Genomic DNA, 23,601 nt, shown 5'->3' on the forward strand with positions numbered 1-23,601 from the left:
CAATGCGATTGAATCTTAAGCAAATAGTTGCCTGTTGCGGCGGTCAATGTGTGGTTGACCCTATTGACATGCGAACCCTTGCAACGGGTCTTACATGGGATTCTCGCACGGTTTTAGAAGGTGATATCTATGTTGCTTTGCAAGGTGAGCGCGTAGATGGTCACAACTTTATTGATCAGGCATTGCGCAAAGGTGCGGTAGCCGCGCTGGTCATGCAGCCTATAGATGATCAGTTGCGCCTGTTGGCACAAGAAATGGGCGCAGCAATTATTGAAGTGCCCGATAGTGCTCATGCCATTAGCGATATTGCAGCAGCTTGGCGTACCCATATCACAGGTACCATCATTGCCTTAACTGGCTCGACGGGTAAGACCACCACAAAGAATTTGGTGCGTGATGTATTGGCTTCAGTTCATTCTGTTGTAGCCACGCAAGGAAACCAAAACAATGAGCTTGGTGTGCCTAATACTTTATTGCGTGCAGAGGCAGATACGCAATATGTCGTGGTTGAGATGGGTATGCGCGGTCAAGGTCAAATCTCACAGCTTTGTGATTTTGTGCGACCTGACTGGGGATTGTTAGTTAACGTAGGCGAAAGCCATATTGAGCTTCTTGGAAGCCGAGATAACATAGCGCGTGCCAAGGCTGAGCTTTTATGCGCACTTCCCGAAGGAAGAGGCGCAGCGTTTGTTAATCTGCAAGATGAATATGCTTCATTTGTACGGGAACATGCTCATTTAGACGCACGTCAGATTACAACGGTATTTTTTGACGGTTCAGAAGATGCGCTTGTTCATCGTGAACAACTCTCGCGCACCGAACAGCAGTTTCCCGCAGTATGGGCCGAAGAGATAAAACTTGATGATCAGGGGCACCCTGAGTTTATGTTGTGTGCCAGTGGTTTTCAGCACAAAGAAAATGGAACCATTTCCCCTCTAGAAGAGCGAGTGCCTTGTAAATTGATTCTGCGTGGCGTACACAATGTTTCAAATGCGTGCGCCGCTGTTGCAGTTGGTAAGTTTGCTGGCATGTCTCTTGAGGCATGCGCACTTGCGCTTCGTGGTGCACAGCCTGAAGTTGGGCGCCAAGAGGTACTCCAAGCACGTGGCGGCTTTAGCGTCATCAATGATGCTTATAATGCAAATCCCGATTCCATGCGTGCATCTCTTGCAACTTTTAGTGCCATGAATGTAGCCGGGCGCAAGGTAGCAGTGTTAGGAGACATGGGAGAGCTTGGATCTTTTGCAAAGGCGTGCCATCGTGGTATTGGCGAATATTTGGCTACGCTTGCGCTTGATCGCGTCATCTGCGTAGGTGAACTGGCGCAAGATATTGCCGATGGTGCGCTTGATGCAGGTGCCGATGAGCGCAAGATCATACGTGCCAATTCGCTATCAGAAGTATTAGGTGATCTTGATTCTTGGGTAGAATCAGGAGATGCGGTGCTGGTTAAAGCATCGCACTTTATGGGTTTGGAACGAGTGGTTGAAGGGTTGATCAACTAATGTTAGATAATGTTGCTCAATATCCAACCTTTTTGGTGTTTGTGGCAGTAGTGGCTGCGGTGGTTTTAACTATCGCACTGATGCCTTTCTGGATTAAGTTTTTACGTTCAAGTCATATTGGTCAGCAAGTAAGAGCTGATGGTCCTGAGTCTCATTTGGTGAAGCAGGGCACGCCAACTATGGGTGGCGTCATTATGCTTGTCGCTGTTCTTGTGGTTGCATTGGTGATCGGTAAATATTCGCCAAATATCTATGTCTTGTTAGGCGCTACCGTTTTAACGGGTATTTTGGGTCTTGTTGATGACGCATCAAAAGTTATTAAAGAGCGTTCGCTGGGCCTAACGCCCAAAGCAAAACTGGTTGGACAATTTGCAATTGCAACCATATTTTGCTTGGTTGCGGTGAACTGGCTCGGGGTGGCGCCGACGGTTGATATTCCCTTTATCTGCTTACTTGACCTGGGAATATTTACTACTGTTATCCCTCTTGGTGACGGCATTGCAATTCCGTGGTTGTACTTGCTTTTTGTAGACATTTTGCTTGTGGGTATGTGTAACGCCGTAAACCTAACTGACGGATTAGATGGTCTTGCTGCGGGTACGGTTATGATCGTTATGATAGTAATGGCAGCCATCGCTTATCGCTCAGATATGTTTGGTCCAGCAGTTTTTGCGGCAGCGCTTGCAGGCGCATGCGTGGGCTTTTTGTGGTACAACTCATTTCCTGCAGACATTTTTATGGGCGACACAGGTTCTCTTGCGCTTGGTATGGCGCTCGGGTGCTTATCGGTTCTTACGAAGACTGAGTTTTTAGTCCTGATCATTGGCGGCTTGTTTGTAGCTGAAGCACTTTCAGTCATGATTCAGGTTTTCTATTATAAGAAAACAAAGAAACGTATTTTTCTTATGGCACCGCTTCATCATCACTTTGAGAAAAAGGGATGGTCTGAGACAAAGGTAGTTGTTCGCTTTTGGATTATCTCGGGTGTATTAGCGGCGCTCGGCTTTACGATCTATTTCGCTCAAACGCTTTTTGGGGCGGTGTAGGGATGAGTGGTGGTGTTATGACAACAACACGCATATGCGCGCCCCAATCTCTTGGGCGCGTTCTCATTTTAGGATTAGGCAAAAGCGGTCAGGCTGCAGCGCGTTATTGTGCTGATTTACTCGGCAGTCGCGTAAGTGAGTTGTATGTTGCGGCAGGTGCACCAAATGAGGCTGCGCAGGCATTTGCGCGCGAACTTGAAGCAAGTGGTGCCAAAGTGGCTTTTGGCGATGAGGCTCTTGAATTATTTGCTTCATCCGCACCTTTTTCCCTTTGCATTGTAAGTCCAGGTATTTCGCAGTTTAGTGACTTGTATCAGCGGGCTTTAGCACTCTGCGATGAAATGATGAGCGAAGTTGAGTTTGCATGGCGAGAGAGTGCTTCTGATAGCGTATGGATTGCAATTAGCGGTACCAACGGGAAGACAACCGTTACGTCGCTTGTTGCCCATATACTGCAAGTAGCAGGCTTTAGGGCTTCAGCGGTCGGCAATATTGGGGATACTTGTCTTGATGCGGTTGCTGCAAAGCAAACTGATATCTATGTGGCAGAGGTGTCATCATATCAATTAGCTTCAACGATACGCTTTGCACCCCGTGTAGCAGTGTTGTTGGGCATCACTCCTGATCACTTGATTTGGCATGGTAGTTATGAGGTATATCAAGCAGCCAAATTCAAACTCTTTGAACATTTAAAAGACACCCCGAATGCATTCGCCATCCTAGATGCCACCAACGATATTGTCCGCGGCCGTGTGCGCATGTTGCGCAAGCTCAACGATGAAGATCGCGGTTTTTCGTATGTGCCAGTGGGGACAAGTTGTGGATATCACTCTGACATGCGTGCAAAGTGCGGAAGCGAAAACGCAGCTTATGTTTCAGCTGACGGCACGTTGACTGTTGCCATAGATGGCGTTGAGCATGAACTCCTCTCTGCTGCTGATCTGCAGATTCTCGGTGAGCATAATGTGGCAAATGCGCTTATGGCAGCATCTGCTGTACTTGCGTTGGGTGTTGATACGGCAACGGTTGCGCGTGGTTTGGCAAGCTTTGCCCCGCTTGAACATCGCATTGAACCATGTGGTGTTGTGAGAGGTGTGGCTTGCTACAACGACTCTAAGGCAACAAATGTTGATGCCACGCTCAAAGCGCTTGAGTCATTTCCCGGTAAACGAGTGACCGTGCTTTTGGGCGGCCGTGATAAGATGACCGACTTAGATGAATTGGTGAGCGCTGTCACGAAAACGTGCGTCTGTGCAGTTTGCTACGGTGAATCCGGACAGCGCTTTTTTGAAGCTTTTGCACACGATGCTCAAAGTGAAGACAATTCTGGTAGTGCCTTTGCTTTGCTGCAAGCTCATCACTTGCAAGACGCCTTTGAATGTGCGCTTTCGCAAGCACTCCCGGGAGACGTGCTATTGTTGTCGCCTGCGTGTGCCTCATTTGATGAATTCAGTTGTTTTGAAGAGCGTGGAGATGCATTTAAGGCACTTGTTTCTGCGGCGTGCATCTCATCGAAATAGTAAGGACAAGAGCAGATGCCAGCATGGTTTGCCAGCACTACATCCGGGCGCGCAGATACGCGCGTAGCACAGGCTGTGCTGCTTTTGTGCGTGCTTGCACTTACGCTTCTTGGCCTTGTGATGATCTATTCCGCTGGTTCTCCTTCTGCGTTATCAGAGGGTGAAAACGCTGCGTCTTACGTACTTGATCAGCTTAAGTTCACCGTATTGGGCGTGATTGCCCTGGTAATTCTTTGGCGTTTTATTCCCTATAACGCATGGGGCGGCATATTCGTATGGATTATTTGGGCGGTCTCCGTTGGTTTGTTATTAATGGTGGCCGTGAGTGGATCGCGTGCATTAGGTGCTACACGCTGGTTATCTTTGGGCTTTATTAGTTTGCAGCCTTCTGAGTTTTTCAAGATTACCGTCTTGTTGATGTTTGCGCGTATGCTCTATGACTATCAGTCAGGATCAATGAGCACTCAAGCGTTTTTTATTCAGCTCTTTTGCTGCGTGGTAGCACCTATAGGCTTTATGTATGTGACGCAATCTGACCTTGGCACAACACTTATTTGTTTTGTTGGCTTGGTTGCTGTTGCATGGTTGGGCGAGGTACCTAAGCGCATTCTTGTCGGCGTGCTTGTAGTCTTTTTCGTTTTTGGGCTTATTGCAGTCTTTGGTACAGGATATCGTTCCGATCGCATGCTCTTTATGAATCCTTGGGATGATGGGGAAGAAGGCTATGGGAACGGCTTTCAGCTCATCCATTCGTTTTACGCTTTTGCCGAAGGTGGCCTTTTTGGGGTTGGTCTGGGCAATTCGCGCGAAAAGTACCTGTATCTTCCCGAAGCTGAGACTGACTTTATTTTTGCTGTAGTTGGCGAAGAGCTTGGTCTCGTTGGTGCCATGGTAGTTGTGGCTCTGTTTATGGGGATACTTTGGGCTTCTCTTCGCATTGCTCGTATGGCTCCAGATATGTTTGGCCTCATGATTGCTGGAGGTTGCGGCATCATGTTGGTGGCGCAAGCGTTTTTGAATATTGGATGCGTCCTTGGTATGTTGCCCACAACAGGAAAGCCACTTCCTTTTTTGTCGTCGGGTGGTTCTTCCCTTATTGCAACGTTTATTTTGATTGGTTTGATTCTGTCAGTTGCGCGCGGTGCAGACTTGCAACCGAGCGTTTATGAGCAACGCAGGGCAGATTTGCGCATTGTCAAAACACATAATTCCCAAAAAAGGTCTGCGTCCACGAATAGAAGCACTTCGCGTGCTTCGCTATCAAATGCTCCCTATTCATCGCGTTCGCATGCAACACAATCGCACCCATCGCGCACGCATGGCCAAACAAGGTCGTCTCGACAAAGGCGCTCAAGGAGGTAAAAGCTATGCTTATTGTTCTTTCTGGTGGTGGTACCGCCGGTCATATTAATCCTGCACTTGCTTTAGCCGAAGTACTGATCAGTCGAGGTGTAGATGTGATGTATGCAGGTACGCCTGGTGGTATTGAAGCGCGTTTGGTGCCTGAAGCGGGCTTGGAGTTTAAAGGTTTTGAGGCGGGTGGGTTTAATCGCAATCATCCGCTTACTCTTCCAAAATCACTTGCGAAGATCCAGAAGTCAACCAAAGCAGCTCGTGCATGGTTTAATCAGATACAGCCTGATGCAGTAGTTGGTTTTGGCGGTTATGTATGCATTCCGGTAGCACGTGCTGCTGAACAGATGAATATACCGGTTGTAGTGCACGAACAAAATTCGGTTATGGGTATGGCTAATGCGTATTTAGCTAAACGCGCGCAGGCGGTTTGTTTGACTTATGAGCATGCGGGGCAAGCGCTTGCTGACAAAACAAAGATGCATATAACAGGAAATCCTGTTCGTGCGCAGGTGTTTGATGCCACGCGTGAGTCGGGACGTGCACATTTTTCTATTCCTGAAGATGCGCTTATGTTGCTGATAACTGGCGGATCATTGGGGGCGCGCCATATTAATAGTGCGCTTGCTCATCTCAAAGATACGCTTTTGGCATATGAAAATCTTTACATTGTGCACATTACCGGACCAAAAGAGCTTGATAGTGTTAAAGAAGCGCTCAGCTTAACACCTGATGAGCAAGCTCGTTGGCAGCTTTTGGGCTATACCGACCATATGGGTGATGCCATGGCTGCAGCCGATCTGATTGTTTCGCGTGCTGGTGCAACCTCGCTTGCTGAAATCTCAGCGCGTGCACTTCCAGCTTTGTTGGTTCCTTTTCCTTATGCAACCGAAGACCATCAAACTATGAATGCTCAAGCGTGTGTAGAGGCAGGTGCTGCAAAAATGATTGCAGATGCTGATGTCGAATCAGAACAATTTGCCCAGACACTCTGTGAATTGATTGAGTCAGCTGAGCAGCGTCAAAGCATGCAAGAAGCAGCGGGTCAGCGTAAAACTATGGAAGCAGCCGAGCGTCTTGCTGATATCGTAATGAATGTTGCGCAAAGATAACCCCTGTGATTGTTTGCGCTACAATTAAGCTTTGTGTAATAAAAGAGATGTGAAAGTTGGCAGCGTGGATAAGCCTCTAGAACAGATACATTTTATTGGAGTGGGTGGCGTTGGCATGAGCGGTATTGCTCGTGTGGCGCATGATCAAGGCATGAAGGTGAGTGGTTCAGACCTTCGCGAGAGCCGCTATACTCAACAGTTGCGTGATGCAGGTATTGAAGTTTTTATTGGTCATGATGCGTCGCATGTGCCCGAAGGTGACCCGGTTGTCGTTGTGTCGACGGCAATTTTAGAAAACAACCCAGAGCTTATTGAAGCGCGCAAACGCGGATTGACTATCTGGCACCGTGCTCAGATGCTTGCGCATTTAGGCCAGAACCTTAAGACGTTGGCAGTTGCAGGAACGCATGGTAAAACAACCACTTCATCAATGCTTGCAACTGTTCTTGACACGATGGGTGAAGATCCAACGTTTTTGATTGGTGGTATTGTTCGTGCATATGGCACTAATGCTCATTCGGGTGCAGGCGCATACTATGTAGTTGAAGCTGATGAATCCGATAAGTCTTTTATGCATATTCATCCCCAAGCGGTCTTGGTGACAAACATTGAGGCTGATCATTTGGATCACTATAAAGACTTAGATGAGATCTATGAGAAGTTTGCCGCATTTGTGGGTTCTGTACCTCGCGACGGAGGTCTCGTAATTGCATGTGCTGACGATGCTGCCTTGGTTGATGTCGTCAAAAACGCTCAGCGTCAATATTTCACCTACGGTTTTGCACCCCAAGCAAATGCGCGCATTTTGTCATATGAGCCGCAGGGTGTTGGGTCAACGTTTACCCTAGAGTTACCTGATGGCCAGGTTGTCCAAGCGCGAGTGACGCAAAATCCTGGTAGGCACAATGTACAAAATGCTGCTGGCGTGCTGACGCTTTTATGGGCGCTTGGCTATGATCCGCATAAAGCAGCAGCTGCAATGAGTGAATTTGCTGGCGTGAAACGCCGCTTTGACTTGGTTGGTATTGAAAACGACATTACCATTGTTGATGATTACGCGCATCATCCAACCGAAATTGCTGCCACAATAGAGGCTGCCTCACAGCTGGGATACAACCAGGTGCATGTGCTTTTCCAACCGCATCGTTATTCGCGCGCACCACTTTTTACCGAGGTGCTTCATGATGAATTTGGCGAAGCTTTCAACAAAGCAGACGCCGTTACTTTCATGGATGTTTATCCGGCTGGTGAGGCTCCGGTACCCGGTGTGTCGGGTAAGACATTTTTGCAGGTCGTGCTTGATAATCCAGATCATCCGCATGCAGATTATGTTCCGCGTCGCATAGAGGTTGTACCGCATTTAATGGATGTGCTCAAACCAGGTGATCTTATTATCACGATGGGCGCAGGGGATGTGACTGCTATCGGTCCCGAGCTTTTAGATGCGCTTAAAAGGCGTAGCTCGTCGGTGATAGGCTAGTAGCTTATGTGTGCACGACACGCACAAACAGCTTTTGACGCGCTTCTGGTAGATCCGCAGTTTAAAGGTGAAATATTACTTGATGAGCTTATGGCTAAGCACACCTCATTTCGCATAGGCGGTCCTGCGCGCTATTATGCGCGCGTAGGTTCTTTAGGGTCGCTTAAGCGTCTGCTTGCAGCCTGCGCTGAATCGGGTATTCCTTGGTATGTGGCCGGACGTGGGTCAAATTTGCTTGTGGCAGATGCAGGCTATGAAGGTGTTGTTATCACCTTGAGCAACGATTTTGCGAATTTTCGCTATGACGAAGATACGCAGCGTTTTTATGCAGGTGGTGGCGTTCTTCTGTCTCTTTTGGTGCAAGAGAGTTTTCGTCGATGCCTTGCCGGTCTTGAGTTTTTGGTTGATACACCGGGATCTGTTGGTGGTGCGCTTAGTATGAATGCTGGCACATCAAGTGAGTGCATTGGAACTCAGGTGGAGTCAGTTACTATTCTTACTAAGCAGCAAGAGCTTGTTAGATTAGATAAAGATGAGCTTTTGTGGGGATATCGCAAGAGTTCTTTTGAGCCGGGTGAAATTATAGTTGAATGTGAGCTGAGAGCCACACCAGCTGATCCCTTTTATATTCGTGGCAAGATGGAAGGATTTAGAGCGCGCAGGCGCAAAACCCAACCTCTTTCTGTCGCGTCATGCGGATCAATGTTTATCAATCCTCCGGATATGTCTGCTGGCAAACTTATTGAAGATGCTGGTTGCAAGGGATTGAGTGTTGGTGGTGCATGTGTATCTGATATGCACGCAAATTTTATTGTGAATGAGGGCAAAGCCACGGCGCATGACGTGGTAACGCTTATTGAGATTGTGCAAGCGAAGGTGTTTGAGTGTTATGGCGTCAAGCTTAAACCGGAAGTCCGCTTCCTTGGGTTCGCGTAAGCAACCTAAAGCTACGCGCGCACCCAAGCAAAAAGCTGCGCGCGCAACAAAAACCAAACCGACAAGAAGTGCTCCGCGCACCTCTTCTGCGCGTGCAACAAAAGCGCGCTCAAACTCGCGTATGGGGCAAACTGCAGGCCGTTCTTCGCGAATTATTCAACCTGCAGCCATGGCGAAAAACTCTCGATCGTTTGGTGCCGGGCAGCCGTCTCGTACAACACGAAATATAAATACGTCGCGTACGCCTCAGGTGAGTTCGGTGCGTATCGGAGACATTGAGCGCACTAAACGAACCGCTCGTGTGAAGCGTCGTTATCGCCGCTATTTGGTCTTTTTGGGAGTCATTGCTGCGCTTGTTAGTGCACTTGCCATAGGTGGTGTGGCGGTATATAACTCCAGTTTGTTTACGATTGAAGAAGTAAACATCAAAGGCGTTGAACACCTTACCACCGAAGAGATGCAAGCGCTTGCGGGTGTTCCAGTTGGAACAACACTTCTGCGCGTAGATGCCGCTGGTATAAAAAACTCGCTCTTGCGAGATGCTTGGGTAGAAGATGTGAGCGTGAATCGCATCTTTCCCAACACCCTTGAGATATCAGTAACTGAACGCAGTGTTGCCGCTATTGTAGAAGTGCCTACTCAAGACGCAAAAAGCACGCAAGCTTGGGCTATTGCCTCTGATGGTATGTGGTTAATGCCTATTCCAAAAGCGGGCACCGAAGCGGCTGCGCGCACCTCTTCGACTATTTACAAGGATGTCGAAGAAACGCTTCATATCATTGATGTTCCTTATGGAACCGAGGCTGAAGTGGGGCAATACTGCTCTGACGCGAATGTGAATAATGCGCTTGCGGTGGTAGATGGTCTGACTACTGAACTTGCTGATCGTGTAACCTCAGTTAAGGCAACCGACCCAGAATCTACAACGCTTACTATCAAAGATGGTCCTGATATTGTCTTTGGTACTGCTGAAAATATTCGCGAAAAAGAGCGCGTTTGCCTTGAGATTATGGATAAGCATCCTGATGGAGTTGCTTATATCAACGTTCGCACCGTTGATCGCCCAACATGGCGTGCGCTTTAAAAATAAAGTGCGGCTTATTGTTGTCGCATTGAGCTACACATTTCGCCAAATCTTTTGTACCGTTTGGCAGATATGTGAAACTGCTTGTCATTGTGGTTTATTACGTTGGCATTGCGTATGTGTTCGTGTACAATATTTATCTATGTGTAGATAACTTACGCAGTGTCAAGCTGTAGAAACGTAGCAGGTGTGGAGGAAACGATGCCAAAAAACATTGGGGAAGACTTGGCGGTTATTAAGGTCGTCGGCGTTGGCGGTGGCGGCACTAATGCTGTAAATCGCATGGTTGAAGCCGGCGTTAAAGGCGTTGAGTTTATCGCCATTAACACTGATCGTCAGGCACTTCTTATGTCAGACGCCGATCGTACCATCCACATCGGCGAAGAGTTGACGCGCGGTCTTGGCGCAGGAGCAAACCCTGAGGTGGGTTGCCAGGCAGCCGAAGAGAGCCGCAATGAGATTCGCGAAGCGCTTGCTGAAGCAGATATGGTTTTTGTAACCGCAGGTGAAGGTGGCGGCACAGGTACTGGTGCTGCTCCAATCATTGCTGAAATTGCTCGCGAGGAAATTGGTGCTTTGACAGTGGGTATTGTCACCAAGCCGTTCTCGTTTGAGGGCCGTACGCGTCGCAATCAGGCTGAGCAGGGCATTGATCTTCTTTCTCAAAAAGTTGACACGCTCATCGTGATTCCGAATGATCGCTTGCTTGAGATTGTTGACAAGAAGACAAGCATGTTGGACGCATTCCGCATTGCTGATGATACGTTGCGTCAAGGCATTCAGGGTGTTACTGACCTGATTACCATTCCGGGTATCATTAACCTTGACTTTGCAGACATTCGTACCGTTATGAAAGACGCCGGTACCGCAATGATGGGTATCGGTCTTTCCTCGGGTGAAAACCGCGCTTTGGATGCAGCTCAGCAAGCTACTAATTCCAACTTGCTGGAAGCTTCAATTGCGGGCGCATCTCGCGTGCTTTTCTCAATTGCGGGTGGTCCTGATCTGACGCTTACTGAAGTTGACGAAGCAGCTCGCACCGTTGAGGCGTGCGCTGATGAGAATGCCAATATCATCTATGGTCAGATCATTGATGAAGAAATGGGCGATGCAGTTCGCATCACCGTTATTGCTACTGGCTTTAAGATGACGCAGCCGCGTTCAGTAATTAGCCCGAACAAACTCACTGGCGAAGGCCTTTTTAATAGCTTGCAAGATCAGCCACCCGTCAACCCAGGGGTGTCTCGTCCGGATATGACAAAGACTACCGGTCGCTTTGATGATGAGGACTACATCCCGGATTTCTTGAAGCGCCAGCAGCGCTAAGTACCTTTGGGGTGAATTTAACGCATGGCTGTGACACAACAGCTACCGTATCCAATACTGCGCGCGCGCCTTTTTGGCGCGCGTTGTCTTACCCTGCTTACTGATGATGAGCTTTGGGACCAAATTGGTGTGCGTATTGCCTTTACGACGCGCAATGGTGGGGTGAGTGCGGCGCCGTATGAGTCGTTGAATTTGGGAACACATGTGGGGGACGACCCAGTATCGGTCGCTCAAAATCGTGCCTCTGTATTAGAGGCAATCGGTGCACCTGCTGAACGCGTTGTGGTTCCAGACCAAGTTCACGGATCAGAATTGGTTGAGATTAATTCATCGGCTCCTGCTGCTTTTGAGTATGCGCAAGAGCGTGCTTGTGCGGGAGCGGACGGCTTGATAGTGACCTGTTCTGGAGTAAGCGCACTCTTGTGCTTTGCTGATTGCGTGCCGGTCATTATCGTTGCACCTGATGGGCACTTTGCGGTCGTTCATGCTGGTTGGCGTGGTGTTATGGCGCATATCGCTCCGAAAGCGCTTTTGCAGCTTCTGCAAACAAGCGATAATCCGCATGATGCGCACTATCTTCGTGCATGCAATATCTATATCGGACCGCATATTTGTGCATCATGTTTTGAGACGAGCGAAGATCTTGCCCATCAATTTGCTGACACATTTACGCTTTCGTGCACACCCGATGATCGTCATGTTAACCTAACTGAGGCACTGAGAATCAGCCTGATTGAGGCTGGTGCAGATCCCGCGCGAATCGTGGATGCTGGTCTATGCACAAAAGAACACGTTGATGCGTTTTATTCCTATCGTGCTGAAGACGGCGTATGCGGTAGACATGGTGCCATTGCATACAAGAAGGAGTCATAAAGTGTCTTTTCGTGAGCGCTATGATGCGGTTAAAGCAGAGTGTGAAGCAATTTGTCTAGCGCACGGACGAGACCCCCATGCGGTGTGTGTGGTAGCGGTCTCAAAAACAGTAGGATTGCCAGAAATTGAAGCAGCTGTAGCTGCGGGTGCGCATAATTTTGGCGAAAACCGACCCGATATGCTTGCGCAAAAGGCTTGCGCACTGCCAGAGCAAACATGGCATTTTATTGGCAACATCCAATCGCGCAAGATTGAAGAGATTGTCTGTAATGCGTCGTTGGTGCATTCGCTTTATCAACCTCACCATGTTGCGAAATTTGACGCTGCCGCATCAGCACTTGGAAAAGTGCAAGAGGTATTGCTTGAGGTTAATGTGTCAGGCGAGGAGAGCAAAAGCGGTCTTGCCCCTGACGAAGTGGCTTCCATGCTTGACGTGTGCTCTCAGTATGCGCATGTGCGTGTCCGCGGGCTTATGACTATGGCGCCTCAGGGAAATGCTGATGAAGCACGTAATTGTTTTGCAAAGCTTGCTCAGCTAGCAGAAGAGCTCAAAGTGGGCATGGAGCCCGCAAAAGCGGAGTGTTTCAATGAACTTTCTATGGGTATGAGTGAGGATTGGCGCGAAGCAGTGGCGCAAGGCGCTACCATAGTACGCATCGGTCGTGCGTTGTTCGCTGAGGATTTCAACGAACCGCTTGATATACATTAAGCGGTGTTGTTTGCTTCTAAAGACCAAAAATGCAGCGGCACTATAAGTGTCGGAAAAAAATGGAGTAGGTAATCTTTATGGAGTTGCCGCGATAAGAGAAATCGGAGCACGGTATGTTCGACGGATTGAAATCTAAACTAGGTTTTGCTGAAGCCGAAGAGGACGTTGTTGAAGAGCAATACTTTGACGACGCTTCCGACGATGAATATGGCGAAGGTTATGAAGAATTTGATGAGTATGGCCCGAGCTATCAAGCAGATGATAGTTATCGGAGCCGAAGCTCTGTTCGCGAGAGCTATGATCGCTATTCAAACCCCTCAATTCGCCCTGCTCATGCAGCGCCACGCCGAGAGGCTTCTTCTCCGCGCTTGGTTTCAATTGATGATGTGCGTGCCCGTACGCAAATTCCTGAGAGCCTTAATCGCGATCCGCTCCCGCCGCGTCATGTGAGCAGCGCATCGTCTTCGCGCTATCAAGCTGAACGCACCATGGTGGATCCAGCGGTCTCTGCGCATGCGGGCACTCCTAATGCGCGTGCGCAAGCTCAGGCAAGCGGAGCACAGAATGCAAGCACTACGCAAGCTGCAAGCGCGGGTGCTTTAGCACAGGAGCGCTCTGAGGGGCTCAATTCGCTGTTCTCTCCAACTACAGACGGAAGCGCTTCTTCTGCGCGCACCTCGGAGTCACGTTCATATGACCCATATGACGCATATGCTGGTTCGGTTACAGGGAAGCACACACCAACACGATCACTGACTATTATTAAGCCAGCAAGCTATGCTGAGGCAGAGCGCGTGTCTAAGGCGCTTAAAGCAGGAGATGTTGTGGTGCTTGCACTTCGCAACACGCCCGATACCTTAGCAAAACGAATCTTGGACTTCTCGTTTGGTGTATCAAGTGCGCTGGATGCAAGTGTTGAGTGTATAGCTGATAAGGTGTTTGCCATCAGCCGTGGTGCGGCACTTTCGCAAGCTGAGTTGACTTCGTTGAGAAATCAAGGTGTTCTCTAATGGAAGCATCAGTGATCGCACAATCAGAAGGTCGCTCGCCGCGCATTGTTATTATTGGTGGCGGCAAAATGGGAGAGGCAATTCTGAGCGGATGGCTTTCGCAATCTGAAGGAATGCTTTCAGCACTTGTTCCTGAGAGCTTTGTTGTGGTGGATCCCGGCGAAGACCGCAGGTGTTTTCTGCAAGAGAAATACCATGTTCAGTGTGTTGCTGATGCGCGTGAAGTTTCTCAAGAGGCTGATCTTGTGCTTTTGTCAGTAAAGCCACAAGTTATGATGGATATGCTAGCAACTATCCAAGACAAGCCAGAGTTTGCTCGTGCGCTTTTCGTCTCTATTGCAGCAGGTTTGACAACCGAGCGTTTAGAGCAAGCGCTGCCAGCTGGTGCTCATCTTGTTCGCGTGATGCCTAATACTCCACTTATGGTCGGAAAAGGAGCATCTGGAGTATGCGGCGGCAGCCATGCAACGCACAAAGAGGTAGTTGCGGTTAAGGATTTATTTGGCGCTCTTGGCGTTGCGTGTATCGTAGATGAAGCTGACATGGACGCAGTATGTGCAGTGAGCGGATCTGGTCCAGCATACGTTGCAGCTATGGTTGAAGCTATGCGCGACGCGGGGATTGAGCTTGGTTTAGACGCACAGGTAGCAGAGGATTTAGCTTTGCAAACGGTGTTTGGTACTGCTTCGCTCATGCTTGAGACGGGACAGGATCCAAAAACGTGCCGCGTTGCTGTTTGTTCGCCAGGTGGAACAACGCTTGCTGCATTGGATGCAATGTATGACGCTGGTTTTAGTCGCGTATTTGAAGCGGGCATTCGTGCTGCCGCTCAACGCTCAAAGGAGCTATCTGCATGTTAGGTCGTTTAATTATTTCGCTCGCTGATGCCTATAGCATGATTATCTTTGTCTATGTCTTGCTTTCTTGGGTGCCTACTGATCGCGGGCTTTTAGCGGATATAAATCGCGTTTTGTCGCGATTGTGTGATCCGTATCTTAATCTTTTTAAGAAATTAGTGCCTCCACTTGGAGGTATGGTGGATGTTACGCCCATTATTGCGCTGCTTGTACTACAATTTGGTTCGCATTTGCTGGTAAACTTACTATAAGTATTGAGAAACGGCCACGTTGAGTTAAGACGAAGGGAATACAGATGGCTATCACGTCAGAAGAAATTCACAACCAAAGCTTTTCCATTGACCGCAAAGGATATGATGTTGACGAGGTTGACGTATTCCTCGAGCACGTGGCAGACGAGATTGATGGTCTGAACAATGAGATCGTATATTTGCAGGGCAAATTGGACGAGAGCAAGTTTGATGGCTTTGATCGCCCGGCAGCTTCAGCTGCTTCGGAGAGCGACCTGGTAACCGAAAAAGATGCTCGCATTGCTGACCTTGAGAGCCAGCTTGAAGCAAAGAAGGCAGACGACAACGCTATTGCTCAGGCACTCATCATTGCTCAGCGTTCTGCTGATGAAATTATTTCAAATGCCAATGTTCGTGCAGCTACTACTATCAAAGAAGCAGAGGACGAGGCTCGTCGCATTGTTGATAAAGCAGAAGCAGACAAGCAGAAGGTGCTTGATGCTATCAAGAAGCTTGAGGATGATCGCGAGGATGCTCGTGAGGCATACAAAGATCTGCTTACTGACTTTATTGGTGATGCAACGCGCAAGTTGGCAGAAATCGGAGAGACTGCACCAGCTGAGGCAAGCAGCTTCGCTTCATCAGTAAAGGCAGGAAGCCATGCTGCATCTTCTGTGCAAGCTCCCATTGAGGTAGAAGCAACCGTTGCAAGCTATTCTACGCCCATCTCTTCAACGGGCGCTGTTGCTGCAGCTGCAACTGTTGTTCCATCAGGCGTTGAAAAAGACCTTTCAGGCTTTGGCGACGCTGATGATGACTTTGAGTTTGAAGAGATTGACTAAGGAGATAGCAAGAATTCGCAATTAAGCGATGCTTGAGAGATCAAGCGGTTATATTTTTAGTCACGCATAAAATAATTAACTAAGAGCCGGCCTTAAGGTCGGCTCTTTTGCTGTTGCTTACATCACGTCACCACCTCGTGCCACGTCACCACCTCGCATCACGCTACTGGTGATAAAACATGCAATAAAACACCAAACTTTGACGAGAAAAGTACTCGACTAAGGCTATTCTGGCCTGCATCCAAATCAGCGCGAGGGAGTTAGCTTTTACCAGATTATCCGTTATATTCGCCCATTCATTGATCCCTAGCACTTGAGTCGTATCGGCGACAAACGTATAATGTTGTCAAATTGGCAACGATTAGATTATGGCTCAGTAACAACTTAGGAGTTACTAGAGCCTTACGTGCGTTTAAGCGTGTTTTGAAGCGCTCAGACGCAAAGCCAATTTGCAAGCACAGGAGAAACGTTTCATGGAAACGAGGAGCAGATATATGAAGGTGCGATCAACAAAAACAAGAGCACTAACACAAAGCTTACTTGCAGTTGTGTTGGCATGCGGGCTCATGATGCCAAATGTGGGGCTTTTGGCATATGGCGAAGAACAAACAGCTGCTGTTGAGCAAGAACAACTTGCGACGGATGAAACTGTGTCTGCAGAAGGGCGGGAGGTTGCTGTTTCAGATGAGCAATCTCTTGATGCGGATAACGCTGATCAGGTTTTGCAGCATGAAGTGGTTGCCGTGCAACCTGAGACCGACGATGAGCAAGCTGCAGAGTCTGGCGTAACTGCTCTGACGCCAATAACAAACCTGACGCTGACCACCGCTACGGCTCTTGCAGTGCAATCAGAGGTCGAAGGGGTTGTTCCTCAAACGGATGCTGCAGGATATACCGACTACAACGGTCTTTCTATTGCGGGTGGTACCGCAGGAGTTGACTATGCACTTGAAAATGTTGTGAGTACTTCGGTTGGCCGCGTTGAGACTGAGAATTACGATGCCTATTGGGACAATGGGCGCAATCTTCCCTGTAGTGGAAGTTTTTCTGTCACCATTCCCTCTATTGTCATCAAGAAGAATGGCACGTATCGAATCAAAAACACGAGTGGCGTGGCAACAGCGGTAGGTACTTCGGTTCGCGTGGAAGCTGGTGTGAAAGCTGATATCACGTTTGAAGGTGTCAATATCACAAGCTATATGCCTTTTAATATCGTGACCAATAGTCATCGCAGTGGAAATTTGACTACTGAGATAACGGGTGACGATGTAGCTGATAAAACAACTGTTCACATCACGCTTGCTGACGGAACTACTAATACCTTGCAAAGTAATTATTTTTCAAGCGTTTCATCAGGTGGTTCTCATATATCTTACCAATTCCCTGCACTTCGTTGTGGTGAGGGCTCTGTCCTTACCATTGATGACGCGGTTCGTAATGTAGACATCAATGGTAATCCAATTACACCTAAAGATGGACTTATTCCTGGTGGTGTTACCTATATTAATCGCGATGGCGTGCAGGCAACTTCAACGGGTGACGGCAAGGATCTTGAGACGTCGCTTTCAAATCTCGAAAGTCATAATGCAGGTATTTTGAATGCGTTCGGTGGCATTCGCTCTGCCGCTATTGGCGGAGGTCCGGTAGAAAACTCAGGTGAGATGACCTTCAATGGTGGTGTCATTACTACAAGAGCAAATGGTCCTGCTGGTAATAATTCATGGGGTGAAAACGGCGCTGGCTGCGGTATTGGTGGTGGTCATGCAGGTGGCTCTACGGTCACGGTTTTTAACGGAGGCATCGTAGATGCATATGCTTCTTACCATGGTGCAGCAATTGGTGGCGGTTGTACTTATGTAGGCGGCATGTCTAGAGGCAATCAACCATCATATCCGCTTCCTGATGCTATTGTTTCGCGCAATGTCAACCATACTATTGCTGGTGACATCACCATTAATGGTGGCTTTATTGAAGCGCATGGTGCATGGCATTCAAATGCGTTTGGTCAAGGTTGCGGTGGTAACAATGGCGGCAAAACAATCTTGATTACCGGCGGTACGCTGTTGCCTCATTGGGGTGGCAATGGTGACTTTTTGGAAATAGGCGGTCTCTATGGCTATGTAGTAATTACAGGTGGCTCAGTTTATTGCACCCGCTTCCAAGGCAACGATAACGATGGTAAGGCGTATGGTGATCTTGACCACAAAACCAAAGTTGGCATGTTGACCATTAATGTTTCACCCAAAATTGAAGCAATGGCAAACAGTCATGGTGTAGAGCCTGATTACAATGCAAATCTTGAAACGTGGACACTTCTTGTTGACCGCTTCAAACCAGATCCACTCTATGGCGCTCCGTCACGCTTAAATGATGGACATCTATACTTGTGGCTCCGAGAGGGAATCAATGATTCAAGTCAGATTGACGCAAGTTTCTCATATTATGTTGGTAGCAAGCTGGTCACATCAAATACAAATCTTCCGCAAGGTTCTTCAAAGCCCGGTCAAGACACCTTTGTAAAGGAATGGGAGAACTTCAAGCTTAAAGATGAGTTCATTGAAGAGAACTGGACTAAATACTATGACGGCGAATCTTTGAAAAAGGTTGATTTGGTTACTAACCCTATCTTGGTTGATAATCCGGCAGGTGGAAAGCTGGACAAAAACGACACCGTTGAATATTTCTATCAACAGGTGAGCGAGTTTGGCGATGCTGTTGCATCGGGTGTCACGTCAGCAGACACGCCTGCAGATGCCGGTTTGTATGACATCGAAGTGCGTTCTACGCAATATCGAGATGACTCGGTTTTCGCGCAAACCTATTGGGGGCACAATGCTACGGGTCAAGCTACTATTAAACCGGTAACTTCAAAGACTACCTGGGATGTTATTGATCCGGTTCGCATAAAGACGACAGATGCTGATGGTAATGAAGTTATCAAGGAGTACACAAGCCCAACGTGGATGCAGGATGAAAATGCCGGCAACTTCAATACGGCTACCAACAACCATCTGATTGTTCCAGTGGATATAGCTTCGGACGTGTTCCCCTTTGGTGATACCGTTAATGGCAAAACCATGTCAAGTACGAAATGCGCTGCGCCAACAGGGCATTTGCAACTCTACATTGATGGTCGTGCGGTACCGGAGCGCTTAGGTGGTGTTATTGAGCTTACTAAAGACAATTTAGCGGACGCTAAATACACTCAAGCTTGGACGGCTACAGATAATAATGGTCGCACACATTCAATTGCTTACTTTAATCTGACGCGTGGACAGCTGGAGGCTTTTGGTCTTGAAGATAAGTCCGATGAAGGAAACCAGCATAAGGTATATGTTGAGTATCTCTCAATTCACAACAAGGCTATTTCGCGTGATGAAATTGAAGAGGATACCGCAGCTTTGGCTGATGATCCTACTTCAGAAGACTCACCTGCGGTTGAAGAAGATGCCGAGGCAACACAGGCGGGTGTTGCAGGTTTGGCTCCTGCGTATACCGATTCTAGCTATGTAAATTATTACGAGTCTACAACATCGGTTTCGCCTATTGAAATTGAGCTGGCTACTCCTGACTTTAAGCTCTATAACGAAGTTAACACAGGATACATTCCCAATGGCGAAGGCTTAGACGATGCCGACAAGGCAGCCAATGACGCAAAGCTTAAGCTTAACGATACAACTGAGCGCGACTGGACGGACGCTGATGGTAATGCTCAAGGTAAAGAAGAATTTACCGACGTGGGGTCATTCCGCGATGTTGTTGACGAAGAAACCGGAGCAGTGACTGAATCTCGTCAAGACTGGTTCCCTTTGTATGTGCAAACGAATTCCATTGGTAATATCGTTTTTGAGAGCTCAAATCCTGCGGTAATTCAGATTGAGCCAAATAGCTATATGACCGATCGCGAATATATCGAAGGTAAAACTGACTATGGTGTTGGTGCGGTAGCACGCGTCCTTTCAGCAGGTAAAACCACTATTACAGCAACTATCAAAGGCACGGGCGCCTATGCGTCAGTAACGAAGAGTTTTGACATATATGTTTTCCCTGATTTAGCGAAGAAGCCAGAACTCACTATCACCGAGACAGCGTACGTTTCCTCGCGTACAGATGGCACGGTGCGTCCTGGTGATACCATTCGCTATACCGCAACAGCAACGAATACCACACGCGATTCAGCGTGCATTAATCCAGTATACGAGATTGCTATCCCTGGTGACACCACCTTTAAAGGGGTAACAGTAGTTGATCCTGCGGGCAATGAGATTGAGAATCCGTCATACCATATTGAGGATGGTAAAGTTATTTTTGATGGCCTGCCCACGCTGTTTGGTAATGAGTCATATAAGTTTAAACTTGATGTAACTGTCAATTCTGATCTGTTTGATCCAGATCACGGTGCAGCTGACTTCACATCCAACTCAAAAGTTTCTGGTATTTATGGTGTAAATCCAGATAAGTTTTCATGGGACGATCGAATTCCGGCAGAAGGTCTGTCCGTTGAGGCTGTCTCTGATGACGTAGATCCTACGTGGCCGGATACCCATCCGCAAGAGCCGAAGCCTATCGTACCTGATCCTGATACAGCAAAAGACATTTTGGGTGGAGATCTGATTGAAGAGACCCCGAAACCGTCTGATCCTGATGATCCAAGCAGCCCGACGCTGCCGAAAGAGCCTGGAGTGCCTGTAGGTCCCGTTGCTCCCGATACACCTTTCGGAGATGCGAAGGTTCCGCATCCTGATGATCCGTCGCGTCCATCTGATCCGACCGATCCTGATGATCCAAGTACAACACCCAAGAATCCTATTCAAGAGGGGGATCGCATCATATCGTTTGGTGATAAGGATGATCCAGAGACCCCAGACGATATTGCGAAAGAGCTTGATGAGCAAATCAAAAAGAAGCTTGAAGAAGATCCCGAAGCAGACCATGTAGACATCCCAGTCACTATTCTGCGTCCAGATCCGACGGGTGGCGAGCCTACCATTGAAGAGGTAATAGTTACCGTTCCTATTACTGATGACATGCGTCCTGAAACTCCTGACCCAGATGATCGCGATGACCATGATGTATTAGTGGTGCCTGCTGATCCTGATCCTCGACCTTCAGGTGAGGACGAAGAAGGCAACCCCATTGGTGGCGACATTAAGCTGGATAAGTCGGCTCAGAATGTCACAGCCGGTTTTGAGAATCGTGTCAACAAAAACATTGCTCTTGTTGGTGATACCATCCGCTTTACGATTAGTGCAACAAACACACATCAAGGTTCCTCTTGGTATGACGTACTAATCAAGGATCCGCTGCCAGAAGGGGTAGCGTATGTTCCGGGAAGTGCTCAGATTACCGATGCTTATGGCAAAACGTATACCAATTTCGACGTTGATTTTAGCGCCGAAGACGCAACGATTGGTTTTTGCATTGGGGATTTACCTGGTGTTTCTACGGCAACAATCACCTTTGATTGTGTGGTGACTCCTGTTGCGGCTACTGGCATTGATGTGCCTTCTAATAAGGCGTATGCCTATGGAACACTTCCTTCAACTGTTGTAAAGCCTGATCCAGATAATCCTGACGGTCCAGTTGTGATTGATCGCGAGCCTACTCCGGTTGGTCCTTATAATCCCGAAGATCATGACAAGACTTGGGAAGACATTGATAAAGAGAAGCAAGATGAGATCAAAGATATATTTGGCGGAGATCCTGAAGAGGTGATTGATCCTATTGAGACGCCTTCAACACCTATTGACGAAGTGTACCCGGGAGTGCCCGACAAAGATAAACTCATCACTACCAAGACCGCAGTAAACAAAACCGAGCGTAAAGATGGATCGGTTTATGTGGGTGACGTTATTCACTATGTTGTGACACTTGCTAATACTGATGGTGCCCATACGATGTGGTATGACGTTATTCTGGAAGACAGGCTTCCGTCAGGTCTCAATCCTGTTGCTGGCTCTATGAAACTCACGCTTGCTGATGGCAAAACCATAGATTGCCCTGATGAGGCTTACTCCCAGGCAAATGGCAACATTGCAGTATATGCAGGTAACGTTCGTGGCGGTGAGCAGGTTTCGCTTGAGTTTGATGCCATTGTGACCCCGGATGCACTTACAGGCGATATCGCAAATGTTGGATACGCTTATGGTTCGCCGGCGTATGATATCCCGTTGCCCGTTCTGAAGGGTGACGAATCTTCAGGCATGCCCGAGTTGGGACATCGCTTTGATCCGGGCGACGGCTGGGATGCTTTCTATCAGCGCAATGGTGACACATTGTCCAAGTCAGGTGCTGCCTTCCCTGAGGGCTTTAGCGGTGAGATTCGCGATAATCCTGCTTACGAAGAAGGCTTTGGTGTTGGGAAGGGTGACTCTGTCTCAGGAGCAAATGCGGGTGGAGATGATCTGCAGCCGCTTCCTAAGGGACTGAAATTAGCGCAAACAGGCGATAGTCTTGGTCTCATTGTAGGTGGAGCGCTTATGGTTGTGGCGTTGGCTCTTGTCATGCTTGTGTTTGCGCGTCGTCGGAGCAAGTATTCGGCTCGCAAGCACTAAAACCAAGCTACGAGGTACGCAGAAACCTCGTCTTGGTTGATGAGGGAGTATGCGCATTATGAAAGAAGGACTGCAGCATTTGTTGCAGTCCTTCTGTTTTTATTGCGTGTAGCAGGCAGTATTGAAATAGGGAAGCGAGTGGGTCTATAAGCCGGGTTCTGTCGTTGAGCGATCATTTATCTCGAATGCATGTCGCCACACATCTCTAGCACGCAACCCGAACGCACGGAAGGGCAGCCGTATGGCGTTCCTATGAGCGCTTGCTCCGGATGGGGTTTACCAAGCCACAACGTTACCGTTGTGCTGGTGCGCTTTTACCGCACCGTTTCAGCTTATCTCCTGATAACAGGGGAGTTTTCTTTTCTGTGGCACTTTCCGTCGGGTCGCCCCGCCCAGCCGTTAGCTGGCATCCTGCCCTTTGGAGCCCGGACTTTCCTCACGCTTTCGCGCGCGATCGCTTGGCCCACTCGCAGTGTGCTATTCTAGCAGACAGACACCTCATTCACGATACAACCTTTAAGAAAGGGTGCTGGCAGGTATGGGAGTTTGTGTTTTGGTGGCAGCATCGGAATTTAACGCTGCAGATTTCAAAGCGCGCTATGAGGCGGGCATGTTTGACTATATCATCGCAGTTGATGGCGGTTTTGCACACCTTGAAGAATTATCCATCAAACCCGATATGGCGCTTGGTGATTTTGACTCGCTTGGGTATGTGCCAAAATGTGGGCGTGTTTCTCGCTATCCATCGGACAAAGATGCTTCAGATTTAGAGTTAGCATTAAAGCGTGCTTTCGCACTAAATTATGAAGAGGTGGTGGTATATGGCGCGCTGGGCAACAGACTTGATCACACCATTGCCAATATCCAGCTTTTCGCTCGCTTCTCCGAAGAGGGGCAGTATGTTACTGCAGTTGGACAATCTGAGGCGCTGCGTTGTCTCACCGGCCCTGATGTCTTAGAGCTTGATGCAGACACGGGCACTGTTTCGGTGTTTTCGCTCAGTGATTGTTCGCACGGCGTCATAGAAACAGGCATGAAATACTCGCTTGATGATGAGGATCTCACTAACAGAACTTCGCGCGGAGTTTCAAATGAACTCATAGGGCAGCCAGCAACCATTGGAGTGGAGTCTGGAACGCTGCTGGTGTTCTATCCGTTATAATG

General features: G+C 48.3%; 17 protein-coding genes and 1 other RNA gene. 17 read left to right on the forward strand and 1 reads right to left on the reverse strand.

Annotated features, from left to right (window positions below; translation table 11 throughout):
• Nucleotides 1–2 precede the first annotated feature (2 nt).
• The 16 genes from NFR28_RS07845 (at nt 3) to NFR28_RS07920 (ending at nt 22,437) form a co-directional block, all read left to right on the forward strand.
• A complete protein-coding gene (locus NFR28_RS07845; RefSeq protein ID WP_251179255.1) occupies nt 3–1,505 on the forward strand; it encodes a UDP-N-acetylmuramoyl-tripeptide--D-alanyl-D-alanine ligase in 1,503 nt (500 codons plus the stop codon).
• Nucleotides 1,505–2,551 carry a phospho-N-acetylmuramoyl-pentapeptide-transferase gene (gene mraY / locus NFR28_RS07850; RefSeq protein ID WP_251179256.1) on the forward strand — a complete coding sequence of 349 codons (1,047 nt, stop codon included), beginning with the start codon at nt 1,505–1,507 and terminating at the stop codon, nt 2,549–2,551. The genes NFR28_RS07845 and mraY overlap by 1 nt, the downstream gene beginning before the upstream one ends.
• A 17-nt stretch (nt 2,552–2,568) precedes the next feature.
• Nucleotides 2,569–4,071, forward strand: coding sequence for a UDP-N-acetylmuramoyl-L-alanine--D-glutamate ligase (murD, locus tag NFR28_RS07855; protein WP_251179257.1), 1,503 nt, complete (start codon nt 2,569–2,571; stop codon nt 4,069–4,071).
• Nucleotides 4,072–4,086: 15 nt separating this feature from the next.
• Nucleotides 4,087–5,433: an FtsW/RodA/SpoVE family cell cycle protein gene (locus NFR28_RS07860; protein ID WP_251179258.1), complete on the forward strand. Its 1,347-nt coding sequence runs from the start codon at nt 4,087–4,089 to the stop codon at nt 5,431–5,433.
• Between the two features lie 5 nt (nt 5,434–5,438).
• Entirely contained in the window at nt 5,439–6,536 is a 1,098-nt protein-coding gene (murG, locus tag NFR28_RS07865) for an undecaprenyldiphospho-muramoylpentapeptide beta-N-acetylglucosaminyltransferase (RefSeq protein WP_251179259.1), read from the forward strand.
• Between the two features lie 64 nt (nt 6,537–6,600).
• Entirely contained in the window at nt 6,601–8,016 is a 1,416-nt protein-coding gene (gene murC, locus NFR28_RS07870) for a UDP-N-acetylmuramate--L-alanine ligase (protein WP_275556981.1), read from the forward strand.
• A 6-nt stretch (nt 8,017–8,022) separates the two neighbouring features.
• Nucleotides 8,023–8,952 carry a UDP-N-acetylmuramate dehydrogenase gene (gene murB / locus NFR28_RS07875; RefSeq protein WP_251179260.1) on the forward strand — a complete coding sequence of 310 codons (930 nt, stop codon included), beginning with the start codon at nt 8,023–8,025 and terminating at the stop codon, nt 8,950–8,952.
• Complete coding sequence (locus NFR28_RS07880) at nt 8,906–10,036, forward strand: cell division protein FtsQ/DivIB (RefSeq protein WP_251179261.1); 1,131 nt, start codon at nt 8,906–8,908, stop codon at nt 10,034–10,036. The genes murB and NFR28_RS07880 overlap by 47 nt, the downstream gene beginning before the upstream one ends.
• Before the next feature lie 201 nt (nt 10,037–10,237).
• A complete protein-coding gene (gene ftsZ, locus NFR28_RS07885) occupies nt 10,238–11,362 on the forward strand; it encodes a cell division protein FtsZ (protein WP_251179262.1) in 1,125 nt (374 codons plus the stop codon).
• 24 nt (nt 11,363–11,386) lie between these two features.
• Entirely contained in the window at nt 11,387–12,235 is an 849-nt protein-coding gene (locus tag NFR28_RS07890) for a purine nucleoside phosphorylase YfiH/LACC1 family protein (RefSeq protein WP_251179263.1), read from the forward strand.
• A gap of 1 nt (nt 12,236) precedes the next feature.
• Entirely contained in the window at nt 12,237–12,944 is a 708-nt protein-coding gene (locus NFR28_RS07895) for a YggS family pyridoxal phosphate-dependent enzyme (protein ID WP_251179264.1), read from the forward strand.
• A gap of 113 nt (nt 12,945–13,057) precedes the next feature.
• On the forward strand, nt 13,058–13,954 hold the full coding sequence (locus NFR28_RS07900; RefSeq protein ID WP_251179265.1) for a cell division protein SepF: 897 nt from the start codon (nt 13,058–13,060) through the stop codon (nt 13,952–13,954).
• Nucleotides 13,954–14,814: a pyrroline-5-carboxylate reductase gene (proC, locus tag NFR28_RS07905; RefSeq protein WP_251179266.1), complete on the forward strand. Its 861-nt coding sequence runs from the start codon at nt 13,954–13,956 to the stop codon at nt 14,812–14,814. The genes NFR28_RS07900 and proC overlap by 1 nt, the downstream gene beginning before the upstream one ends.
• Nucleotides 14,808–15,062, forward strand: coding sequence for a YggT family protein (locus NFR28_RS07910; protein ID WP_251179267.1), 255 nt, complete (start codon nt 14,808–14,810; stop codon nt 15,060–15,062). The genes proC and NFR28_RS07910 overlap by 7 nt, the downstream gene beginning before the upstream one ends.
• Nucleotides 15,063–15,106: 44 nt before the next feature.
• Nucleotides 15,107–15,883 carry a DivIVA domain-containing protein gene (locus tag NFR28_RS07915; protein WP_251179268.1) on the forward strand — a complete coding sequence of 259 codons (777 nt, stop codon included), beginning with the start codon at nt 15,107–15,109 and terminating at the stop codon, nt 15,881–15,883.
• A gap of 494 nt (nt 15,884–16,377) precedes the next feature.
• Nucleotides 16,378–22,437 (forward strand): DUF11 domain-containing protein, encoded by a 6,060-nt coding sequence (locus NFR28_RS07920; RefSeq protein ID WP_251179269.1) that lies wholly within the window; start codon nt 16,378–16,380, stop codon nt 22,435–22,437.
• 131 nt (nt 22,438–22,568) lie between these two features.
• Here NFR28_RS07920 and rnpB read toward each other — a convergent pair.
• An RNA gene (gene rnpB / locus NFR28_RS07925) (RNase P RNA component class A) lies at nt 22,569–22,907 on the reverse strand.
• 68 nt (nt 22,908–22,975) lie between these two features.
• Between rnpB and NFR28_RS07930 the strand changes: the two genes are divergently transcribed.
• Nucleotides 22,976–23,599 carry a thiamine diphosphokinase gene (locus NFR28_RS07930; protein WP_120360567.1) on the forward strand — a complete coding sequence of 208 codons (624 nt, stop codon included), beginning with the start codon at nt 22,976–22,978 and terminating at the stop codon, nt 23,597–23,599.
• Nucleotides 23,600–23,601: the final 2 nt, after the last annotated feature.

This window comes from Adlercreutzia agrestimuris, assembly GCF_943193125.1.
GTDB lineage: Bacteria > Actinomycetota > Coriobacteriia > Coriobacteriales > Eggerthellaceae > Xiamenia > Xiamenia agrestimuris.

Coding starts and splice junctions, on each gene's coding strand:
- NFR28_RS07845 (WP_251179255.1), top strand. CDS start 3: ATGCGATTGAATCTTAAGCAAATAGTTGCCTGTTGCGGCGGTCAATGT.
- mraY (WP_251179256.1), top strand. CDS start 1,505: ATGTTAGATAATGTTGCTCAATATCCAACCTTTTTGGTGTTTGTGGCA.
- murD (WP_251179257.1), top strand. CDS start 2,569: ATGACAACAACACGCATATGCGCGCCCCAATCTCTTGGGCGCGTTCTC.
- NFR28_RS07860 (WP_251179258.1), top strand. CDS start 4,087: ATGCCAGCATGGTTTGCCAGCACTACATCCGGGCGCGCAGATACGCGC.
- murG (WP_251179259.1), top strand. CDS start 5,439: ATGCTTATTGTTCTTTCTGGTGGTGGTACCGCCGGTCATATTAATCCT.
- murB (WP_251179260.1), top strand. CDS start 8,023: ATGTGTGCACGACACGCACAAACAGCTTTTGACGCGCTTCTGGTAGAT.
- NFR28_RS07880 (WP_251179261.1), top strand. CDS start 8,906: ATGGCGTCAAGCTTAAACCGGAAGTCCGCTTCCTTGGGTTCGCGTAAG.
- ftsZ (WP_251179262.1), top strand. CDS start 10,238: ATGCCAAAAAACATTGGGGAAGACTTGGCGGTTATTAAGGTCGTCGGC.
- NFR28_RS07890 (WP_251179263.1), top strand. CDS start 11,387: ATGGCTGTGACACAACAGCTACCGTATCCAATACTGCGCGCGCGCCTT.
- NFR28_RS07900 (WP_251179265.1), top strand. CDS start 13,058: ATGTTCGACGGATTGAAATCTAAACTAGGTTTTGCTGAAGCCGAAGAG.
- proC (WP_251179266.1), top strand. CDS start 13,954: ATGGAAGCATCAGTGATCGCACAATCAGAAGGTCGCTCGCCGCGCATT.
- NFR28_RS07910 (WP_251179267.1), top strand. CDS start 14,808: ATGTTAGGTCGTTTAATTATTTCGCTCGCTGATGCCTATAGCATGATT.
- NFR28_RS07915 (WP_251179268.1), top strand. CDS start 15,107: ATGGCTATCACGTCAGAAGAAATTCACAACCAAAGCTTTTCCATTGAC.
- NFR28_RS07920 (WP_251179269.1), top strand. CDS start 16,378: ATGAAGGTGCGATCAACAAAAACAAGAGCACTAACACAAAGCTTACTT.
- NFR28_RS07930 (WP_120360567.1), top strand. CDS start 22,976: ATGGGAGTTTGTGTTTTGGTGGCAGCATCGGAATTTAACGCTGCAGAT.